We start from the raw sequence: 17,412 nt of genomic DNA, 5'->3' as shown, positions 1-17,412 counted from the left end.
GATGAAAACAAACCTGCTTATCCGACTGCTTCCCATTGCCTTTACCGCCGCCTGTACTTCCGTTTCATCCCCGACTTCAGACGACACTTTTTCGCTGCCGGATATTCCCGATAGCACGCAGAAAGTATCCATCCCCTATCCCAAGCTCGACGAACAGACACAAATCGACCATTTGGGCGTACAGGTTGCACGCATTGAGCGGGAAATGGAGGCGGTAAACCTTCGTTTGCAGCAAATCGAGCAGCAAAACAAAATCCACTCCCGTCCTGCTAAGAAAACCGTGTCGCAACGCTTAGACGACCAGAAACTCAAAAAACATTATCTGGAGAACGGCGGTACTGTACCGACCGAAACAGATTCGCTTACCCTAAACGAAACCCGTCTTTACGAGCGTGCGTCCAAATACTACCGCAACGGGAATTATCGGGCGGCGGCAGCCATTCTGAAGGAAGCCGACGGCGGTAACGGCAGCGATATTGCGCGCCGCAATATGTATCTGTTGCTGCAAAGCCAGCAGCGCATGGGCCACTGCGAATCCGTCATCGAAATCGGCGGCCGCTACGCCAACCGCTTCCGCAACAGCCCGCAAGCCCCCGACGCGCTCTTCAGCATCGGACAATGCCAATACAAGCTGCAACAGAAAGACATCGCCCGCAACACATGGCGCAAGCTGATACAGAGCTATCCCGATAGCGAAGCTGCCAAACGCGCCGCTATCAGTATCAAGCAACGATAACTTTTCAGACGATCTCCCCCTTATTCGAAGGTCGTCTGAAATCATTCATTGAATAATGTTTTATACAATAGGAGCAAATATGGCCAAAATCGGCATCATCATGGGCAGCAACAGCGACTGGCCCGTCATGCAGCAGGCAGCGCAGTTTCTCAAAGAGTTCGGCGTCGAATACGAAGCCTGCGTCGTGTCCGCACACCGCACCCCCGATTTAATGTTCGAATACGCCGAAACCGCCCGCGACCGCTGCATCAAAGCCATCATCGCGGGCGCAGGCGGCGCGGCACACCTGCCCGGCATGGTTGCCGCCAAAACCACCGTCCCCGTATTGGGCGTTCCCGTACCCAGCAAATACCTGCGAGGCGAAGACTCCCTGCTCTCCATCGTGCAAATGCCCAAAGGCGTTCCCGTCGCCACTTTTGCCATCGGCGAGGCAGGAGCCGCCAACGCCGCCCTGTTCGCTATCTCGCTGCTTGCCAACGAAGATCTCAAGCTGGCGCAAAAACTTGCCGATTTCCGCGCCAAGCAGGAGCAAACCGTTTTAGACATGGAACTGCCCGAAGCCTGATGTAAAAAAGGTCGTCTGAAAACGGATTTTCGTTTTCAGACGACCTTTTTGCCTGATTTCAAAGAAACCTTCAAAATCGTTTAAAATCCATACCCTTTCATCTTTCTCAATCTGCCTTATGAACATCTTATCCGTAGAAAACGCTTCTTTTGCCGTCGGCCATGTCGCCTTGCTCGACAAAACTTCCTTCCAACTCGACAGCGGCGAAAAAATCGGCTTAATCGGCCGCAACGGCGCGGGTAAATCTTCGTTTCTAAAAATCCTCGCCGGCGTGCAGAAGCTCGATGACGGGCAGATTATCGTTCAAAACAACCTCAAAATCGTTTATGTGCCGCAGGAATCGTTTTTCGACAAAGAAGCCACCGTATTCGACACCGTCGCCGAAGGCTTGGGCGAAATCCGCGACCTGCTGCGCCGTTACCACCGCGTCAGCCATGAGTTGGAAAATGGTTCAAGTGAAACCTTATTGAAAGAACTCAACGAATTACAGCTTGAAATCGAAGCGAAGGACGGTTGGAAGCTGGATGCGGCGGTGAAGCAGACTTTGGGCGAACTCGGTTTGCCGGAAAATGAAAAAATCGGCAACCTCTCCGGTGGGCAGAAAAAGCGCGTCGCCCTGGCGCAGGCTTGGGTGCAGAAGCCCGACGTATTGCTGCTGGATGAGCCGACCAACCATTTGGACATCGACGCGATTATCTGGCTGGAAAACCTGCTCAAAGCGTTTGAAGGCAGCTTGGTCGTGATTACCCACGACCGCCGTTTTCTGGACAACATTGCCACGCGCATTGTCGAACTCGACCGCGGTATTCTGCGCTCCTATCCCGGCTCGTTCTCCAAATACAGCGAGAAAAAAGCGCAGGAATTGGCGGTTGAAGCGGAACACAACCGCCTCTTCGACAAATTCCACGCGCAGGAAGAAGCGTGGATACGCAAAGGCATCGAAGCGCGCCGTACCCGCAACGAAGGCCGCGTGCGCCGTTTGGAAGAACTGCGCCGTCAGCGTGCCGAACGCCGCAACGTGCAAGGACAAGTCAACTTCAAGCTCGACAGCGGCGAGAAAAGCGGCAAAATCATCGCCGAGCTGGAACACGCCTCGTTTGCCTACGGCGACAAAGTCATTATGGACAAATTCTCCGCCATCTTGCAGCGTGGCGACAAAATCGGCTTAATCGGCCCAAACGGCATCGGCAAAACCACCTTTCTCAAGCTGATTCTGGGCGAATTGCAGCCGACCTACGGCAGAATCCGCATCGGCAGCAAGCAGGAAGTCGCCTATTTCGACCAGTTCCGCAGCGCGTTGAACGAAAACGACACTGTGTTTTACACGCTCGGACAAGGCAATGATTACGTCGAAGTCGGCGGCAAGAAAAAACACGTCATGAGCTATCTGGAAGATTTCCTGTTCCACCCTGCCCGCGCGCAAAGCCCCGTCTCATCGCTCTCCGGCGGCGAACGCAACCGCCTTCTGCTGGCAAAACTCTTCACCCGTCCCGCCAATATCCTGGTCTTGGACGAACCGACCAACGACCTAGACATCGACACCCAAGAGCTGCTTGAAGATTTGCTGCGCGATTACCAAGGCACGGTATTCCTCGTCTCGCACGACCGTATGTTCCTCGACAATGTGATTACCCAAAGCATTGTTTTCGAAGGGCAAGGTCGTCTGAAAGAATACATCGGCGGCTATCAGGACTATATCGACGCAAAATCACGCGAAGAGAAAATTCAGACGGCCTCCGCGCCGAAAACAACCGCAGAACCGGAAAAAGCCAAACCCAAAGCCAACCGCACGATCAAACTTTCCTACAAAGAACAGCGCGAACTCGACACCCTGCCCGACGAAATCGCCGCCTTGGAAACCGAACAGGCGGCAATCAACGTGCAGCTTTCCGATCCTGAAATCTTCAAAGATTATGAGAAAGCCGGCACATTGCAAAACCGTGCCGAAGAAATCGAAACACTGCTCTTGGAAAAATTGGAACGCTGGGAGCTTCTAGAGGCGAAGCAGAACGGTGAAGCAATCTGATTTTTAGGGCATTATTCAAACAATAGAAAGAGGTCGTCTGAAACTTTCAGACGACCTTTTTTCACTTTACCTTAGCGGTGATAGTTCGGCGCTTCTTTGGTAATTTGAACATCGTGAACGTGGGATTCGCTCATACCGGCGGAGGTAATTTCTACAAATTCCGCTTTTTCGTGCATTTCTGCGATATTGGCGCAGCCCAAATAGCCCATGCTGGAACGCAGGCCGCCGGTCAGTTGGTGGATGATGTTCACAATCGGACCTTTGTAGGGAACGCGGCCTTCAATGCCTTCGGGGACATATTTGTCGGTGCTGTCGGTTTTATCTTGGAAGTAGCGGTCGGCAGAACCTTGGCTCATTGCACCCAGAGAACCCATACCGCGGTAGGATTTGTACGAACGACCTTGGTAGAGTTCGATTTCGCCCGGTGCTTCTTCCGTACCGGCAAACATTCCGCCGAGCATGACGCTGTATGCGCCTGCTGCCAGAGCTTTGGCGATGTCGCCGGAGAAGCGGATGCCGCCGTCGGCAATCAGCGGAACGCCGGTGCCTTTGAGGGCTTCGGCAACATTGTGAATGGCGGTCAGTTGCGGCACGCCTACGCCCGCAACGATACGGGTGGTACAAATCGAACCCGGTCCGATACCGACTTTGACGGCGTCTGCTCCTGCTGCGACCAAATCCAAAGCGGCTTTGGCGGTTGCGATATTGCCGCCGATGACTTGTATGTGCGGATAGGTTTCTTTCACCCATTTCACGCGCTCGATAACGCCTTGGCTATGGCCGTGTGCAGTATCGACGACGATGACGTCGACTCCTGCTCCGACCAAGGCTTTTACGCGCTCTTCGGTGTCGCCGCCGGTGCCGACAGCCGCGCCTACGCGCAAACGGCCTTCGGAGTCTTTGTTGGCATTCGGAAACTCGGTGGTTTTCAAAATATCTTTTACGGTAATCAAGCCTTTAAGTTCGTCTTTTTCGTTCAAGACCAAAACGCGCTCGACTTTATGTTCGTGCATCAGTTCGCGCGCTTCGTCGATGCTTGTGCCTTCGGGGACGGTAACCAAGCGTTCGCGCGGGGTCATGATGGCGGAAACGGGCAGGTCGAGGCGGTTTTCAAAACGCAGGTCGCGGTTGGTAACGATACCTACTACTTTGCCGTTTTCGACGACGGGCAGGCCGGACATTTTGCGTTTGCGTTGCGCGCGCATTTCCAATACTTCGCGGATGAGCGTCGTCGGGGCAACCGTTACCGGGTCTTTCACTACGCCGCTCTCGTGGCGTTTCACTTTGGAAACGGCACGCGCCTGCATTTCAGGCGTCATGTTTTTATGGATAATGCCGATACCGCCTTCTTGCGCCATGGAAATGGCGAGGCGTGCTTCGGTAACGGTGTCCATTGCGGCGGAAAGTAAGGGGAGGTTGAGCGTGATTTCGCGGGTGAGCTTGGTTTGAAGTTTAACGTCTCGTGGCAGCACGGTTGAATGTGCAGGAACCAACAAAACATCGTCGAAAGTATAGGCTTTTTCTACGATACGCATGATGCTCAGTCTTTCAGTTTGTGCAAGATGCACGGCATTATAGCATTTAAATGCCAACCTTACAAAATTTTGCAGGGCCTTTGTTATTTTTTTACACGATAATAAATGCGCGGAAATTTTGATACCGATTTTGCTTTTTCAACAAAGTTGCCCATATACCTGTTCCCAAATATCCTGTTTATTTCCTAGAAAATGGAGAGAAAGGACAAGCCATTCTCGGCGTAAGGGCTTTAAATAGTCACTCAAACATGGTTCGCATTATTGAAAGCAGCGGCTATCACAGATTAGACAATGCTGCTCTCCAAGCCCTTAAAAAATCCTCATTTATCTCAAAATTCGAAAAGATATTGAATATTATCGGTTGGTTAAATGCTCATTCGAATCGTTTTTCAGACGACCTTCCTGCCTAAAACAAAGCATTCTCAGCAAGCTCCCCTGCCCTGAAACCTCAAAAACTGTTAAAATGCGGGGCTGCTTGAGCAGATATTATTTTTTGTGCAAAACCGATGTTGACGTGAAACAAACTTAAAGTCGGTTTCATCGTAATTCCAATACCACCATCGGTATAATCGCCGTTGATGTGCTTTCAGCGACACTCATAGGTCGTCTGAAATGTAACAAAGCTACTTTTCTTTTTTCATCCTCATTTGGAGAATATTTATGAGCGCAATCGTTGATATTTTTGCCCGCGAGATTTTGGATTCACGCGGCAACCCTACCGTAGAATGCGATGTATTGCTGGAGTCCGGCGTAATGGGCCGTGCCGCCGTACCGAGCGGTGCGTCTACCGGTCAAAAAGAGGCTTTGGAACTTCGCGACGGCGACAAATCCCGCTACTCGGGCAAAGGCGTATTGAAAGCAGTTGAACACGTCAACAACCAAATTGCCCAAGCCCTGATCGGTATCGATGCCAACGAACAGTCCTACATCGACAAAATCATGATCGAGCTGGACGGCACTGAAAACAAAGGCAATTTGGGTGCGAATGCTACTTTGGCAGTTTCTATGGCTGTTGCCCGCGCGGCTGCCGAAGATTCAGGTCTGCCGCTGTACCGTTACTTGGGCGGCGCCGGTCCTATGGCTTTGCCTGTTCCGATGATGAACGTTATCAACGGCGGCGAACATGCCAATAACAGCCTGAACATTCAAGAATTTATGATTATGCCTGTCGGCGCAAAATCCTTCCGCGAAGCCCTGCGCTGCGGTGCTGAAATTTTCCACGCGCTGAAAAAACTGTGCGACGGTAAAGGCTTCCCGACTACTGTCGGCGATGAAGGCGGTTTCGCCCCTAACCTGAACAGCCACAAAGAAGCTCTGCAACTGATGGTTGAAGCAACCGAAGCTGCTGGTTACAAAGCAGGTGATGATGTCTTGTTTGCTTTGGACTGCGCATCCAGCGAGTTTTACAAAGACGGCAAATACCACTTGGAAGCCGAAGGCCGTTCTTACACCAGCGCAGAATTTGCCGAATACCTTGAAGGCTTGGTTAACGAATTCCCGATTATCTCCATCGAAGACGGTATGGATGAAAACGACTGGGAAGGCTGGAAACTCCTCACCGAAAAACTCGGCAGCAAAGTACAACTGGTCGGCGACGACTTGTTCGTAACCAATCCGAAAATCCTTGCCGAAGGAATCGAAAAAGGCGTGGCAAACGCATTGCTGGTCAAAGTCAACCAAATCGGTACTTTGAGCGAAACCTTGCAAGCGGTTGACTTGGCAAAACGCAGCCGTTACGCCAGCGTAATGAGCCACCGTTCGGGCGAAACTGAAGACAGCACCATTGCCGACTTGGCAGTCGCTACCAACTGTATGCAGATCAAAACCGGTTCATTGAGCCGCTCCGACCGCATGGCGAAATACAACCAACTGCTGCGCATCGAGGAAGAATTGGCAGAAGCTGCCTACTACCCCGGCAAAGCCGCATTCTATCAACTGGGCAAATAAGAAAAGGTATTGATGTATGAAGTGGGTAACTGTTGTTTTATCCATCGCGCTTGCTTACTGCCAATACAGCCTTTGGTTTGGAAAAGGCAGTATCGCGCATACGGAAGAATTGCAGGAACAACTTTCCGTGCAGGAGGAGAAAAACCAGACGCTCACTTTGCGCAACCAGTTCCTTGCTGCGGAAGTCGATGATTTGGCGAACGGTCAAGAAGCGATTTCTGAAATTGCCCGTGTGGAATTGGGTTACGTCCAAGACGGCGAAACCTATTACCGTTTTATCGAACGCAGCCGTTAATTGCCCTGATGGGAATAAAAGGTCGTCTGAAAAATTTCAGACGACCTTCTTTTATCTGTAGCTTGGACTTTCCCCGCGAAAACAACTTGGTTTTATAAAAATATTCAGAGTTTGCTGCTACTTCAAACTTTCATATTCCTACCTATGCGGAAATGACGGTATTAATGAGAGTATCTTAATTTTAAATTGTACAAAAAATGAAATGTCCTCAAATAGTGAAATCAACTAAAAATAGAAATAAGAATTGATTGCATTTGACTTTTGAACTAATATAACGCCATTCTTCCTACCTCGTCTGAAGCTTGCCATGCGTTACCACTTTCCGATTTCTGTCGATATGTTTGACTTTCTGACCACAGGCCGATTTGATTATCTGGAAATCGGACAAACTGCAGAAATGATTTTACAAATGTTCCCCGCTCCCGAATGCGTTCCTAAAGGGCTTTTAGTGAAAAAGGGATGGAATATCTGGCTTTATGGCAATATTGAACTGCATTTTTCAGACGACCGCCTTACTCAAATCCGTGCTGATTTCCAACCCGGAGAGCCATTAAACGGAGGACGCTGGTTAAGTCTTAATCCCTGGTTCTTCAATCATGCAGACAAGCTTGATTTGTATTCGACTATTGCAAAACTGGTACAGCACCGCATCGACTTTATCAAAATAGATACACCTTCCGCACTGATTTTGCGCTTGCAAAGCGGTGTGGAGCTGATGTTTGAGAAATTCAGCGGACAGCGGTTATTTGCATTTTGCAAACAGAAAACCACGCTTCCTCAATGGGCGCATGAGCCGGTATAAATTTATGGCGTATTGAACCCATCTGTCTCAAACTCTCCTTCGTCTCATCATAATAAAAAGGTCGTCTGAAATCGATTTTCAGACGACCTTTTTGTTAGGCAACGCGGTATCAAAGTTTCTTCATATAGTGGATTAACTTTAAACCAGTACGGCGTTGCCTCGCCTTGTCCTGATTTAAATTTAATCCACTATACCCGCTATTGATTTGGCTTTAGCATCAGCCTCTTTTCGCTAGACGGCTTGGTTTCGAGCCGAAAGAATCGTTGGCTTTACGTTTGCCTTTGAAGCCTTCGCCGCCTTTCTTAAATCCTTCTTTTTTGAAACCTTCGCCGCGCGATTTGCCGCCGAAGCCTTCTTTACCCGGTTTCTTATCGCCGCGCCAGCCGCCGGATTTACGATCGCCCCAGCCGCCTTTGCCTTTCGGCTTGCCGCCTGCGGATTTGCGCTTGCGGGTCGGTTCCATGCCTTCGACGGTCAGCTCGGGCAATTTACGGCCGATGTATTTTTCGATTTTGTGCACTTTGACGTATTCGTTCACTTCGGCGAAGGTAATCGCAATGCCCGTGCGCCCTGCCCGTCCGGTGCGGCCGATGCGGTGGACGTAGTCTTCCGCCTGTTTCGGCAGGTCGTAGTTGATGACGTGGGTAATGGTCGGCACGTCGATACCGCGTGCGGCGACGTCGGTGGCAACCAAAATTTTGCAGCGGCCTTTGCGCAAATCCATCAGCGTGCGGTTGCGCCAGCCTTGCGGCATGTCGCCGTGCAGGCAGTTGGCGGCGAAACCTTTTTCGTACAAATCGTCGGCGATGACTTCGGTCATGGCTTTGGTGGACGTGAAAATCACGCATTGGTCGATATTGGTGTCGCGCAGGATGTGGTCGAGCAGGCGGTTTTTGTGGCGCATATCGTCGCAGTACAGCAGCTGCTCTTCGATTTTGCCTTGGTCGTCCACGCGCTCGACTTCGATGATTTCAGGGTTTTTCGTCAGTTTGCGCGCCAGCTTACCGACCGCGCCGTCCCAAGTGGCGGAGAACAATAAAGTCTGACGGTCGGTCGGGGTGGCTTCGACGATGGTTTCGATGTCGTCGATAAAACCCATGTCCAACATACGGTCGGCTTCGTCCAAAATCAGCACTTCCAAGCGGGCGAAATCGACTTTGCCGCTTTGCATCAAGTCCATCAGACGGCCCGGCGTGGCGACAATCAGGTCGACCGGTTTGCTCAGGGCGCGGGTTTGGTAGCCGAACGATGCGCCGCCGACGATGCTGACGGTGCGGAACCAACGCATATTTTTGGCGTACGCCAGCGCGTTTTTCTCGACTTGCGCCGCCAATTCACGGGTCGGCGTCAACACCAACGCACGCGGGCCTTTGCCCGATTTCTCGCTGCGTTTGGTCAGTCGCTGCAACGTCGGCAGCAGGAAGGCGGCGGTTTTGCCGGAGCCGGTTTGCGCCGAAGCCATGATGTCGCGGCCTTCCAAAGCAAACGGAATGGCTTGCGCCTGAATCGGCGTCGGGCTTTCGTAACCCTCGCTGCGCACGGCGGACAAAATGTTTTTATCAAGGTTCAAATCGGCAAATTTAATAGACATGGCTATCCTAAAGAGACAACAACGCGCACGTCTGAACGGTTTTCAGACGACCTGAAGCAAAGGAAAGTAACGAAACGGGAAATGTGAAGTTACAGGGTTGTCGCAAGCATCTTGCTTGTGGTTAACATCGACGACAACCTGCACAGAAAGGCTTGGCAAATATGCAAGCAATAAAAGAAACGCGCCCGAAACGGCGGTTTAGGTTGGAAGACGATGGCTTCGTATAAAAAGGCGAACGGCGGATAATATAGATTTTATGGATAACGGTCAAGCAAAAAGGCATCAAGTGCGTTAAAATTCAAACCCTTCCCAATCCTCATTCAGGCCGTCTGAAACCATGACCGACATCACACCCTTCGCCAACCGCATGGGCAAAAACATCAAACACCTCATGAAATGGGCGAAACGCAACGGCATCGAAGCCTGGCGCATTTACGACCGCGACATCCCCCAATTCCCCTTTGCCGTTGATGTTTACGGCGACCAAATCCACCTTCAGGAATACGATACCGGCTGGCTGATGCAGCTCGAAGAATACGAAACGTGGCTTGCCGAAGTATTGGAAGCCGTCGCCTTCGTTACCGGTTTTGCGCTCGAACAAATCCACCTCAAACGCCGCGAACGCCAAAAAGGCTTGCAGCAATACGAGAAAACCGGCAAAACCGGCGACGATTTCGTCATCACCGAAAACGGCCGCAAGTTTTGGGTCAACCTCGACAAATACCTCGACACCGGCCTCTTTCTCGACCACCGCAACACGCGCAAAAAAGTCGGCGAAACCTCAGCGGGCAAACGCTTCCTCAACCTGTTTTCCTACACCGGCAGCTTCACCGTCTATGCCGCCACCGGCGGCGCAGCGTCCAGCGAAACCGTCGATTTGTCCAATACTTATCTCGATTGGGCGAAACGCAATTTCGAACTCAACGGCATCAGCCCCGAACAACACAAAATCGTCCGCGCCGACGTGTTCCAATACCTGCAAAACGCCGCCGCCGAAGGCAAACAGTTCGACCTCATCGTCATGGATCCGCCCAGCTTCTCCAACAGCAAAAAGATGCCCGGCATCCTCGACATCCAGCGCGACCACAAAAAGTTGATTGACGGCGCGATGAACCTGCTCGCTTCAGACGGCATTTTGTACTTTTCCAACAACTTGCGCAGCTTCGTCTTGGACGATTCGGTATCGGAACAATACGCCGTCAAAGACATTTCCAAACAATCCGTTCCCGACGATTTCCGCAACAAGAAAATCCATCAGTGTTGGGAAATCAGACATAAATAACCGCCCTCTTCCAATTATTTTGAACTGATTACACACCATGTCCAAACCGCTCATCATCCATTGGCTTGCCGTCTGCCTGATACCCTTGGCGACGCTTGCTGTTTTCGCCGTCAATCCGCCTGAAGACGCGGCGCAACACTTAATCAACGGCATCATCCTTGCCTGCGAAGCGACGTTTCTGTTCAAATTCGTCCTTTTCGACACCATCAAGCATCATATTAAGCAAGAGTTTGATTTGAAACGTCAAACCATGCTGCTGTTTATTCCAATCGTTTTGCTGATTGTGTATTTGTTCCACTATTTCGGCGCGTTTTAGTTTTGAAAAGGTCGTCTGAAACCGATTTCAGACGACCTCGAGTCTTTTATGAATACACACGCTTTTCCTGTTTGTTGGATTTTTTGCAACGTCATCGACAATTTCGGCGACATCGGCGTTTCCCTGCGGCTTGCCCGTGTTTTGCACCGTGAACTTGGTTGGCAGGTGCATTTGTGGACGGACGATGTGTCTGCTTTGCGTGCGCTTTGTCCCGATTTGCCCGACGTTCCCTGCGTTCATCAGGATATTTATGTCCGCACTTGGCATGCTGAAGTGGCGGATATTAATAATGCGCCTGTTCCCGATATTGTCATCGAAACTTTCGCCTGTGATCTGCCTGAAAATGTGTTGCACATCATCCGCCAACACAAGCCGCTTTGGCTGAATTGGGAGTATTTGAGCGCGGAGGAAAGCAATGAAAGGCTGCATCTGATGCCTTCGCCGCAGGAGGGTGTTCAAAAATATTTTTGGTTTATGGGTTTCAGCGAAAAAAGCGGCGGGCTGATACGCGAACGCGATTACCGTGATGCCGTCCGTTTTGATAGCGAAGCCTTGCGAGAGCGGCTGATGCTTCCAGAAAAAAATGCCCCCGAATGGCTGCTTTTCGGCTACCGGAGCGATGTTTGGGCAAAATGGCTGGACATGTGGCAACAGGCAGGCAGCCCGATGACCCTGCTGCTGGCTGGGACGCAAATCATCGACAGCCTCAAACAAAGCGGCGTCATTCCGCAAAACGCCCTGCAAAACGACGGCGATGTTTTTCAGACGACCTCAGTCCGCCTCGTCAAAATCCCTTTCGTGCCGCAACAGGATTTCGACAAACTGCTGCACCTCGCCGACTGCGTCGTGATACGCGGCGAAGACAGTTTCGTCCGCGCCCAGCTTGCCGGCAAACCCTTCTTTTGGCACATCTACCCGCAAGACGAGCATGTCCATCTCGACAAACTCCACGCCTTTTGGGATAAGGCACACGGCTTCTACACGCCCGAAACCGCCTCGGCACACCGCCGCCTTTCAGACGACCTCAACGGCGGAGAGGCATTATCCGCCACGCAGCGCCTCGAATGTTGGCAAATCCTGCAACAACACCAAAACGACTGGCGGCAAGGTACGGAGGACTGGAGCCGTCATCTTTTCGAGCAGCCTTCCGCCCCCGAAAAACTCGCCGCCTTTATTTCAAAGCTTAAAAAAATACGCTAAAATAGCGCGTTTATTTACAACCGATTTGATTGGACAATACATGAAAACAGCACAAGAACTGCGCGCCGGCAACGTATTCATGGTCGGCAACGATCCTATGGTCGTTCAAAAAACCGAATACATCAAAGGCGGCCGCTCTTCCGCCAAAGTCAGCATGAAACTGAAAAACCTGCTGACCGGTGCCGCTTCCGAAACCATTTACAAAGCCGACGACAAATTCGACGTCGTCATCCTGTCCCGCAAAAACTGTACTTACAGCTACTTTGCCGACCCTATGTACGTCTTCATGGACGAAGAATTCAACCAATACGAAATCGAAGCCGACAACATCGGCGACGCGTTGAAATTCATCGTTGACGGCATGGAAGACCAATGCGAAGTAACTTTTTACGAAGGCAACCCTATTTCTGTCGAACTGCCTACCATCATCGTACGCGAAGTTGAATACACCGAGCCTGCCGTTAAAGGCGATACTTCCGGCAAAGTGATGAAAACCGCGCGTCTGGTCGGCGGTACTGAAATCCAAGTGATGTCTTACATCGAAAACGGCGACAAAGTCGAAATCGATACCCGTACCGGCGAATTCCGCAAACGCGCTTAAGCATCAGCTTCGGTTCAAGATAAAAGGTCGTCTGAAAAGTTTCAGACGACCTTTTATCTATTTTTACAACCATCGTTCTGTAAGTTGCCCGGATTTGCCGCATTGCCCCGCAAAACGCCCTTTCCAAGCCGTTTTTATGCTAAAATTCGAGCTAATTTTTGCCATACGAAATAAAGAAAACCATGACCGACGCAACTATCCGCAACGACCATAAATTCGCACTCGAAACCCTGCCCGTCAGCCTTGAAGACGAAATGCGCAAAAGCTATCTCGATTACGCCATGAGCGTGATTGTCGGCCGCGCGCTGCCCGATGTGCGCGACGGTTTGAAGCCGGTGCACCGCCGCGTGCTTTACGCCATGCACGAGCTGAAAAACAACTGGAATGCCGCCTACAAAAAATCGGCGCGTATCGTCGGCGACGTCATCGGTAAATACCATCCGCACGGCGATTCTGCGGTTTACGACACCATCGTGCGCATGGCGCAGGATTTTTCGATGCGTTACGTCTTAATCGACGGTCAGGGCAACTTCGGTTCGGTTGACGGCGACGGCGCCGCGGCCATGCGTTATACCGAAATCCGCATGGCGAAAATCGCCCACGAAATGCTGGCGGACATCGAAGAAGAAACCGTCAATTTCGGTCCGAACTACGACGGCAGCGAGCACGAACCGCTGGTGTTACCGACCCGCTTCCCCGCGCTGTTGGTCAACGGCTCGTCCGGTATCGCCGTCGGTATGGCGACCAACATTCCGCCGCACAACCTCACCGACACCGTCAACGCCTGTCTGCGTCTTTTGGATGAACCCGAAACCGAAATCGACGAATTAATCAACATCCTGCAAGCCCCTGATTTCCCGACCGGCGCAACCATCTACGGCTTGAGCGGCGTGCGCGAAGGCTATAAAACCGGCCGCGGCCGCGTCGTCATGCGTGGTAAAACCCATATCGAACCCATAGGCAAAAACGGCGAACGCGAAGCCATTATCATCGACGAAATTCCGTATCAGGTGAACAAAGCCAAGCTGGTGGAAAAAATCGGCGAACTGGTGCGCGAAAAAACGTTGGAAGGCGTATCCGACCTGCGCGACGAATCTGACAAATCCGGTATGCGCGTCGTTATCGAATTGAAACGCAACGAAAACGCCGAAGTCGTTTTAAACCAACTCTACAAACTCACCCAGCTTCAAGACAGCTTCGGCATCAATATGGTTGCTTTGGTTGACGGTCAGCCGCGCCTGTTGAACCTGAAACAGATTTTGGCGGAATTTCTGCGCCACCGTCGCGAAGTCGTTACCCGCCGCACCTTGTTCCGCTTGAAAAAAGCGCGTCATGAAGGCCATATCGCCGAAGGTAAAGCCGTCGCCCTGTCCAATATCGACGAGATGATTCGGTTGATTAAAGAATCCGCCGACGCGCCTGAAGCCAAAGAAAAACTGTTGTCCCGCGCATGGCGCAGCGGCTTGGTGGAAGACATGTTGAGCCGTACCGATCTCGACCTGCGCATGGCGCGCCCCGAAGGTCTGCCTGCCAACCTCGGCTTGCAGGAACAAGGCTATTATCTGAGCGAAATCCAAGCCGACGCCATCCTGCGCATGAGCCTGCGCAACCTGACCGGCCTCGACCAAGAAGAAATTGTCGGCGATTATAAAAACATCATGGCAAAAATCATCGACTTTTTGGACATTTTGGCGAAACCGGAACGCATCACCCAAATCATCCGCGAAGAATTGGAAGAAACCAAAACCAATTTCGGCGACGAACGCCGCAGCGAAATCAACCCGTTCGGCGGCGACATTGCCGATGAAGACCTGATTCCGCAACGTGAAATGGTCGTTACCCTGACCCACGGCGGCTATATCAAAACCCAGCCGACCACCGACTATCAGGCGCAGCGTCGCGGCGGGCGCGGCAAGCAGGCTGCGGCCACCAAAGACGAAGACTTCATCGAAACCTTGTTCGTCGCGAACACGCATGACTATTTGATGTGTTTCACCAACCTCGGCAAGTGCCACTGGATCAAGGTTTACAAACTGCCCGAAGGCGGTCGCAACAGCCGCGGCCGTCCGATTAACAACGTCATCCAGTTGGAAGAAGGCGAAAAAGTCAGCGCCATCCTCGCTGTGCGCGAATTTCCTGAAGACCAATACGTCTTCTTCGCCACCGCACAAGGCATGGTGAAAAAAGTCCAGCTTTCAGCCTTTAAAAACGTCCGCAGCCAAGGCATCAAAGCCATCGCGCTCAAAGAAGGCGACTACCTCGTCGGCGCCGCGCAAACCAGCGGCTCGGACGACATCATGCTGTTCTCCAACTTGGGTAAAGCCATCCGCTTCAACGAATACTGGGAAAAATCCGGTAACGACGAAGCGGAAGATGCCGACATCGAAACCGAGATTTCAGACGACCTCGAAGACGAAACCGTCGACAACGAAAATGCCCTGCCAAGCGGCAAACACGGTGTGCGTCCGTCTGGTCGCGGCAGCGGCGGCTTACGCGGTATGCGCCTGCCTGCCGACGGCAAAATCGTCAGCCTGATTACCTTCGCTCCCGAAGCCGCGCAAAGCGATTTGCAAGTGCTGACCGCCACCGCCAACGGCTACGGCAAACGCACTCCGATTGCCGATTACAGCCGTAAAAACAAAGGCGGACAAGGCAATATCGCCATCAACACCGGCGAGCGCAACGGCGATTTGGTCGCCGCAACGTTGGTCGGCGAAACCGACGACCTGATGCTGATTACCAGCGGCGGCGTCCTCATCCGCACCAAAGTCGAACAAATCCGCGAAACCGGCCGCGCCGCAGCAGGCGTGCGCCTGATTAATCTGGACGAAGGCGAGCAACTGGTCAGCCTCGAGCGGGTAGCGGAAGAGCCGGAAGACGCGTCAGCTTCAGATGAAGAAAACACTACCGAGTCAAACGTAACGACAGAAGACAATACACCGCAATAAAGCAAGAAACAGGCCGTCTGAAAAACAATCTACGTTTTTTCAGACGGCCTCTATTTATTAATGTTTAATTCACTACAAGGATATTCATATGAAACGGGAAACTATCGCCCTGCATGCAGGCTATCAATCCGAGGCGACCACCAAATCCGCTGCCGTCCCGATTTACCAAACCACTTCCTACACTTTCGACAACACGCAGCATGGCGCAGACCTGTTTAACCTTGATGTAGCAGGCAATATCTACACCCGCATCATGAATCCGACCACTGCCGTTTTAGAAGAGCGTGTCGCCCTTCTGGAAGGAGGCATTGCCGCATTGGCTGTTGCCAGCGGTATGGCGGCGATTACCTATGCCGTTCAAACATTGGTTGAAGCAGGCGACAACATCATCGCAACCCAAACCCTCTACGGCGGCACATATAATTTCTTTGCCCACAGCCTGCCGCACCAAGGCATAGAAGTACGCTTTATCGATCCTGCCAAACCTGAAGAAATCGCCGCCAATACGGACAGCCGGACCAAACTGGTGTATTGCGAATCCATCGGCAATCCCGCCATCAATGTCGTCGATATTCAGGCATTTGCCCAAGCCGCGCACGCTCAAGAGCTGCCTTTAATGGTAGATAATACTGTAGCTACGCCCACGCTGTTCCGTCCCATCGAACACGGCGCCGACATCGTTATCCAATCCTTGACTAAATACATCGGCGGGCACGGCACAACGATTGGCGGTGCCATTATCGACGGCGGCAAATTCCAATGGGCAGGTAATCCGCGTTTTGACCGAACCTTCAACCAACCGGACCCGTCCTACCACGGAGTAAACTACTGCGAGCATTTTGGTGTGGCCGCATACATCGCCCGTGCCCGGGTCGTCCCGCTGCGCAATACCGGTGCCGCCCTATCGCCGCACAGCGCGTTTTTACTGCTGCAAGGTTTGGAAACCCTCGCCCTGCGCATGGAGCATCATTGTGAAAACGCCTTGAAAGTAGCCGAATTCTTAAAGAAACACCCGCAGGTCGAATGGGTAAACTATCCTGCCTTGCCTGACAGCCCGTACAAAACCTTAATCGACCGCGACTACGGCGGCAAAGCCTCCGGTTTGCTGAGTTTCGGCATTAAAGGCGGACGCGAAGCCGGTGCGAAATTCATCGACGCACTGCAACTCTTCCTACGCTTGGTAAATATCGGCGATGCCAAATCGCTTGCCACCCATCCCGCCACCACTACCCACCGCCAGCTTGACGATGCCGAACTTGCCGCAGCGGGTGTCAGTCCCGATATGGTACGCCTGAGCGTGGGCATCGAACATATCGACGATTTGCTTGCCGACTTGGCGCAGGCATTGGAAGCGGCACGGGTATAGGCAAATAACGACCGTACTTAGATAAAAAAGCCTCCGCTTAAAAAGGTCGTCTGAAAATCATTTCTCTGTTTGGGAAAATACCTGTCTTCAGACGACCTTTTTTTCAATTCTAATGTTATGCTCCGATACCAAGCATTTGGGTATCCCCATACACAGAATAAAATTACCTGATGGTAAGACAGAACAATATCGTCCGTCTCGG

The 17,412-nt window shown here is 51.9% G+C and carries 14 protein-coding genes; 12 read left to right on the top strand and 2 right to left on the bottom strand.

Annotation, left to right across the window (positions count from 1 at the left end):
• Window position 1: 1 nt before the first annotated feature.
• From RSJ68_04365 to RSJ68_04355, 3 genes are all read left to right on the top strand, one after another.
• Entirely contained in the window at window positions 2-736 is a 735-nt protein-coding gene (locus tag RSJ68_04365) for a tetratricopeptide repeat protein (GenBank protein WNU97966.1), read from the top strand.
• 79 nt (window positions 737-815) lie between these two features.
• Window positions 816-1,301 carry a 5-(carboxyamino)imidazole ribonucleotide mutase gene (gene purE, locus RSJ68_04360; GenBank protein WNU97965.1) on the top strand — a complete coding sequence of 162 codons (486 nt, stop codon included), beginning with the start codon at window positions 816-818 and terminating at the stop codon, window positions 1,299-1,301.
• A gap of 118 nt (window positions 1,302-1,419) precedes the next feature.
• Window positions 1,420-3,327, top strand: a complete 1,908-nt coding sequence (locus RSJ68_04355; GenBank protein ID WNU97964.1) for an ATP-binding cassette domain-containing protein — start codon at window positions 1,420-1,422, stop codon at window positions 3,325-3,327.
• A gap of 71 nt (window positions 3,328-3,398) precedes the next feature.
• Here the strand turns inward: RSJ68_04355 and guaB are convergent, their stop codons facing one another.
• Window positions 3,399-4,862: an IMP dehydrogenase gene (gene guaB / locus RSJ68_04350; GenBank protein ID WNU97963.1), complete on the bottom strand. Its 1,464-nt coding sequence runs from the start codon at window positions 4,860-4,862 to the stop codon at window positions 3,399-3,401.
• A 660-nt stretch (window positions 4,863-5,522) separates the two neighbouring features.
• Between guaB and eno the strand changes: the two genes are divergently transcribed.
• From eno to RSJ68_04335, 3 genes are all read left to right on the top strand, one after another.
• On the top strand, window positions 5,523-6,809 hold the full coding sequence (gene eno, locus RSJ68_04345; protein WNU97962.1) for a phosphopyruvate hydratase: 1,287 nt from the start codon (window positions 5,523-5,525) through the stop codon (window positions 6,807-6,809).
• Window positions 6,810-6,825: 16 nt separating this feature from the next.
• Entirely contained in the window at window positions 6,826-7,104 is a 279-nt protein-coding gene (ftsB, locus tag RSJ68_04340; GenBank protein WNU97961.1) for a cell division protein FtsB, read from the top strand.
• A gap of 307 nt (window positions 7,105-7,411) precedes the next feature.
• Complete coding sequence (locus RSJ68_04335; GenBank protein ID WNU97960.1) at window positions 7,412-7,906, top strand: hypothetical protein; 495 nt, start codon at window positions 7,412-7,414, stop codon at window positions 7,904-7,906.
• Between the two features lie 217 nt (window positions 7,907-8,123).
• Here RSJ68_04335 and RSJ68_04330 read toward each other — a convergent pair whose 3' ends face one another.
• Complete coding sequence (locus RSJ68_04330) at window positions 8,124-9,497, bottom strand: DEAD/DEAH box helicase (protein WNU97959.1); 1,374 nt, start codon at window positions 9,495-9,497, stop codon at window positions 8,124-8,126.
• A gap of 337 nt (window positions 9,498-9,834) precedes the next feature.
• Here RSJ68_04330 and RSJ68_04325 point away from each other — a divergent pair, with 337 nt between their 5' ends.
• The 6 genes from RSJ68_04325 (at window position 9,835) to RSJ68_04300 (ending at window position 17,210) form a co-directional block, all read left to right on the top strand.
• Window positions 9,835-10,779 carry a class I SAM-dependent methyltransferase gene (locus tag RSJ68_04325; GenBank protein WNU97958.1) on the top strand — a complete coding sequence of 315 codons (945 nt, stop codon included), beginning with the start codon at window positions 9,835-9,837 and terminating at the stop codon, window positions 10,777-10,779.
• Window positions 10,780-10,816: 37 nt separating this feature from the next.
• Complete coding sequence (locus RSJ68_04320) at window positions 10,817-11,095, top strand: hypothetical protein (protein WNU97957.1); 279 nt, start codon at window positions 10,817-10,819, stop codon at window positions 11,093-11,095.
• Window positions 11,096-11,143: 48 nt separating this feature from the next.
• Window positions 11,144-12,295 (top strand): elongation factor P maturation arginine rhamnosyltransferase EarP, encoded by a 1,152-nt coding sequence (earP, locus tag RSJ68_04315; protein ID WNU97956.1) that lies wholly within the window; start codon window positions 11,144-11,146, stop codon window positions 12,293-12,295.
• A 40-nt stretch (window positions 12,296-12,335) separates the two neighbouring features.
• Window positions 12,336-12,896: an elongation factor P gene (efp, locus tag RSJ68_04310; GenBank protein WNU97955.1), complete on the top strand. Its 561-nt coding sequence runs from the start codon at window positions 12,336-12,338 to the stop codon at window positions 12,894-12,896.
• Window positions 12,897-13,078: 182 nt separating this feature from the next.
• Window positions 13,079-15,844, top strand: a complete 2,766-nt coding sequence (gene gyrA / locus RSJ68_04305) for a DNA gyrase subunit A (protein ID WNU97954.1) — start codon at window positions 13,079-13,081, stop codon at window positions 15,842-15,844.
• Between the two features lie 88 nt (window positions 15,845-15,932).
• Window positions 15,933-17,210, top strand: a complete 1,278-nt coding sequence (locus RSJ68_04300; protein WNU97953.1) for an O-acetylhomoserine aminocarboxypropyltransferase/cysteine synthase family protein — start codon at window positions 15,933-15,935, stop codon at window positions 17,208-17,210.
• The last annotated feature ends 202 nt before the right edge of the window (window positions 17,211-17,412 follow it).

The organism is Neisseria sp. DTU_2020_1000833_1_SI_GRL_NUU_006 (assembly GCA_032388755.1).
In the GTDB taxonomy this organism is placed as follows: domain Bacteria; phylum Pseudomonadota; class Gammaproteobacteria; order Burkholderiales; family Neisseriaceae; genus Neisseria; species Neisseria sicca_C.
This window is presented reverse-complemented; position numbering and strand designations above follow the sequence as displayed.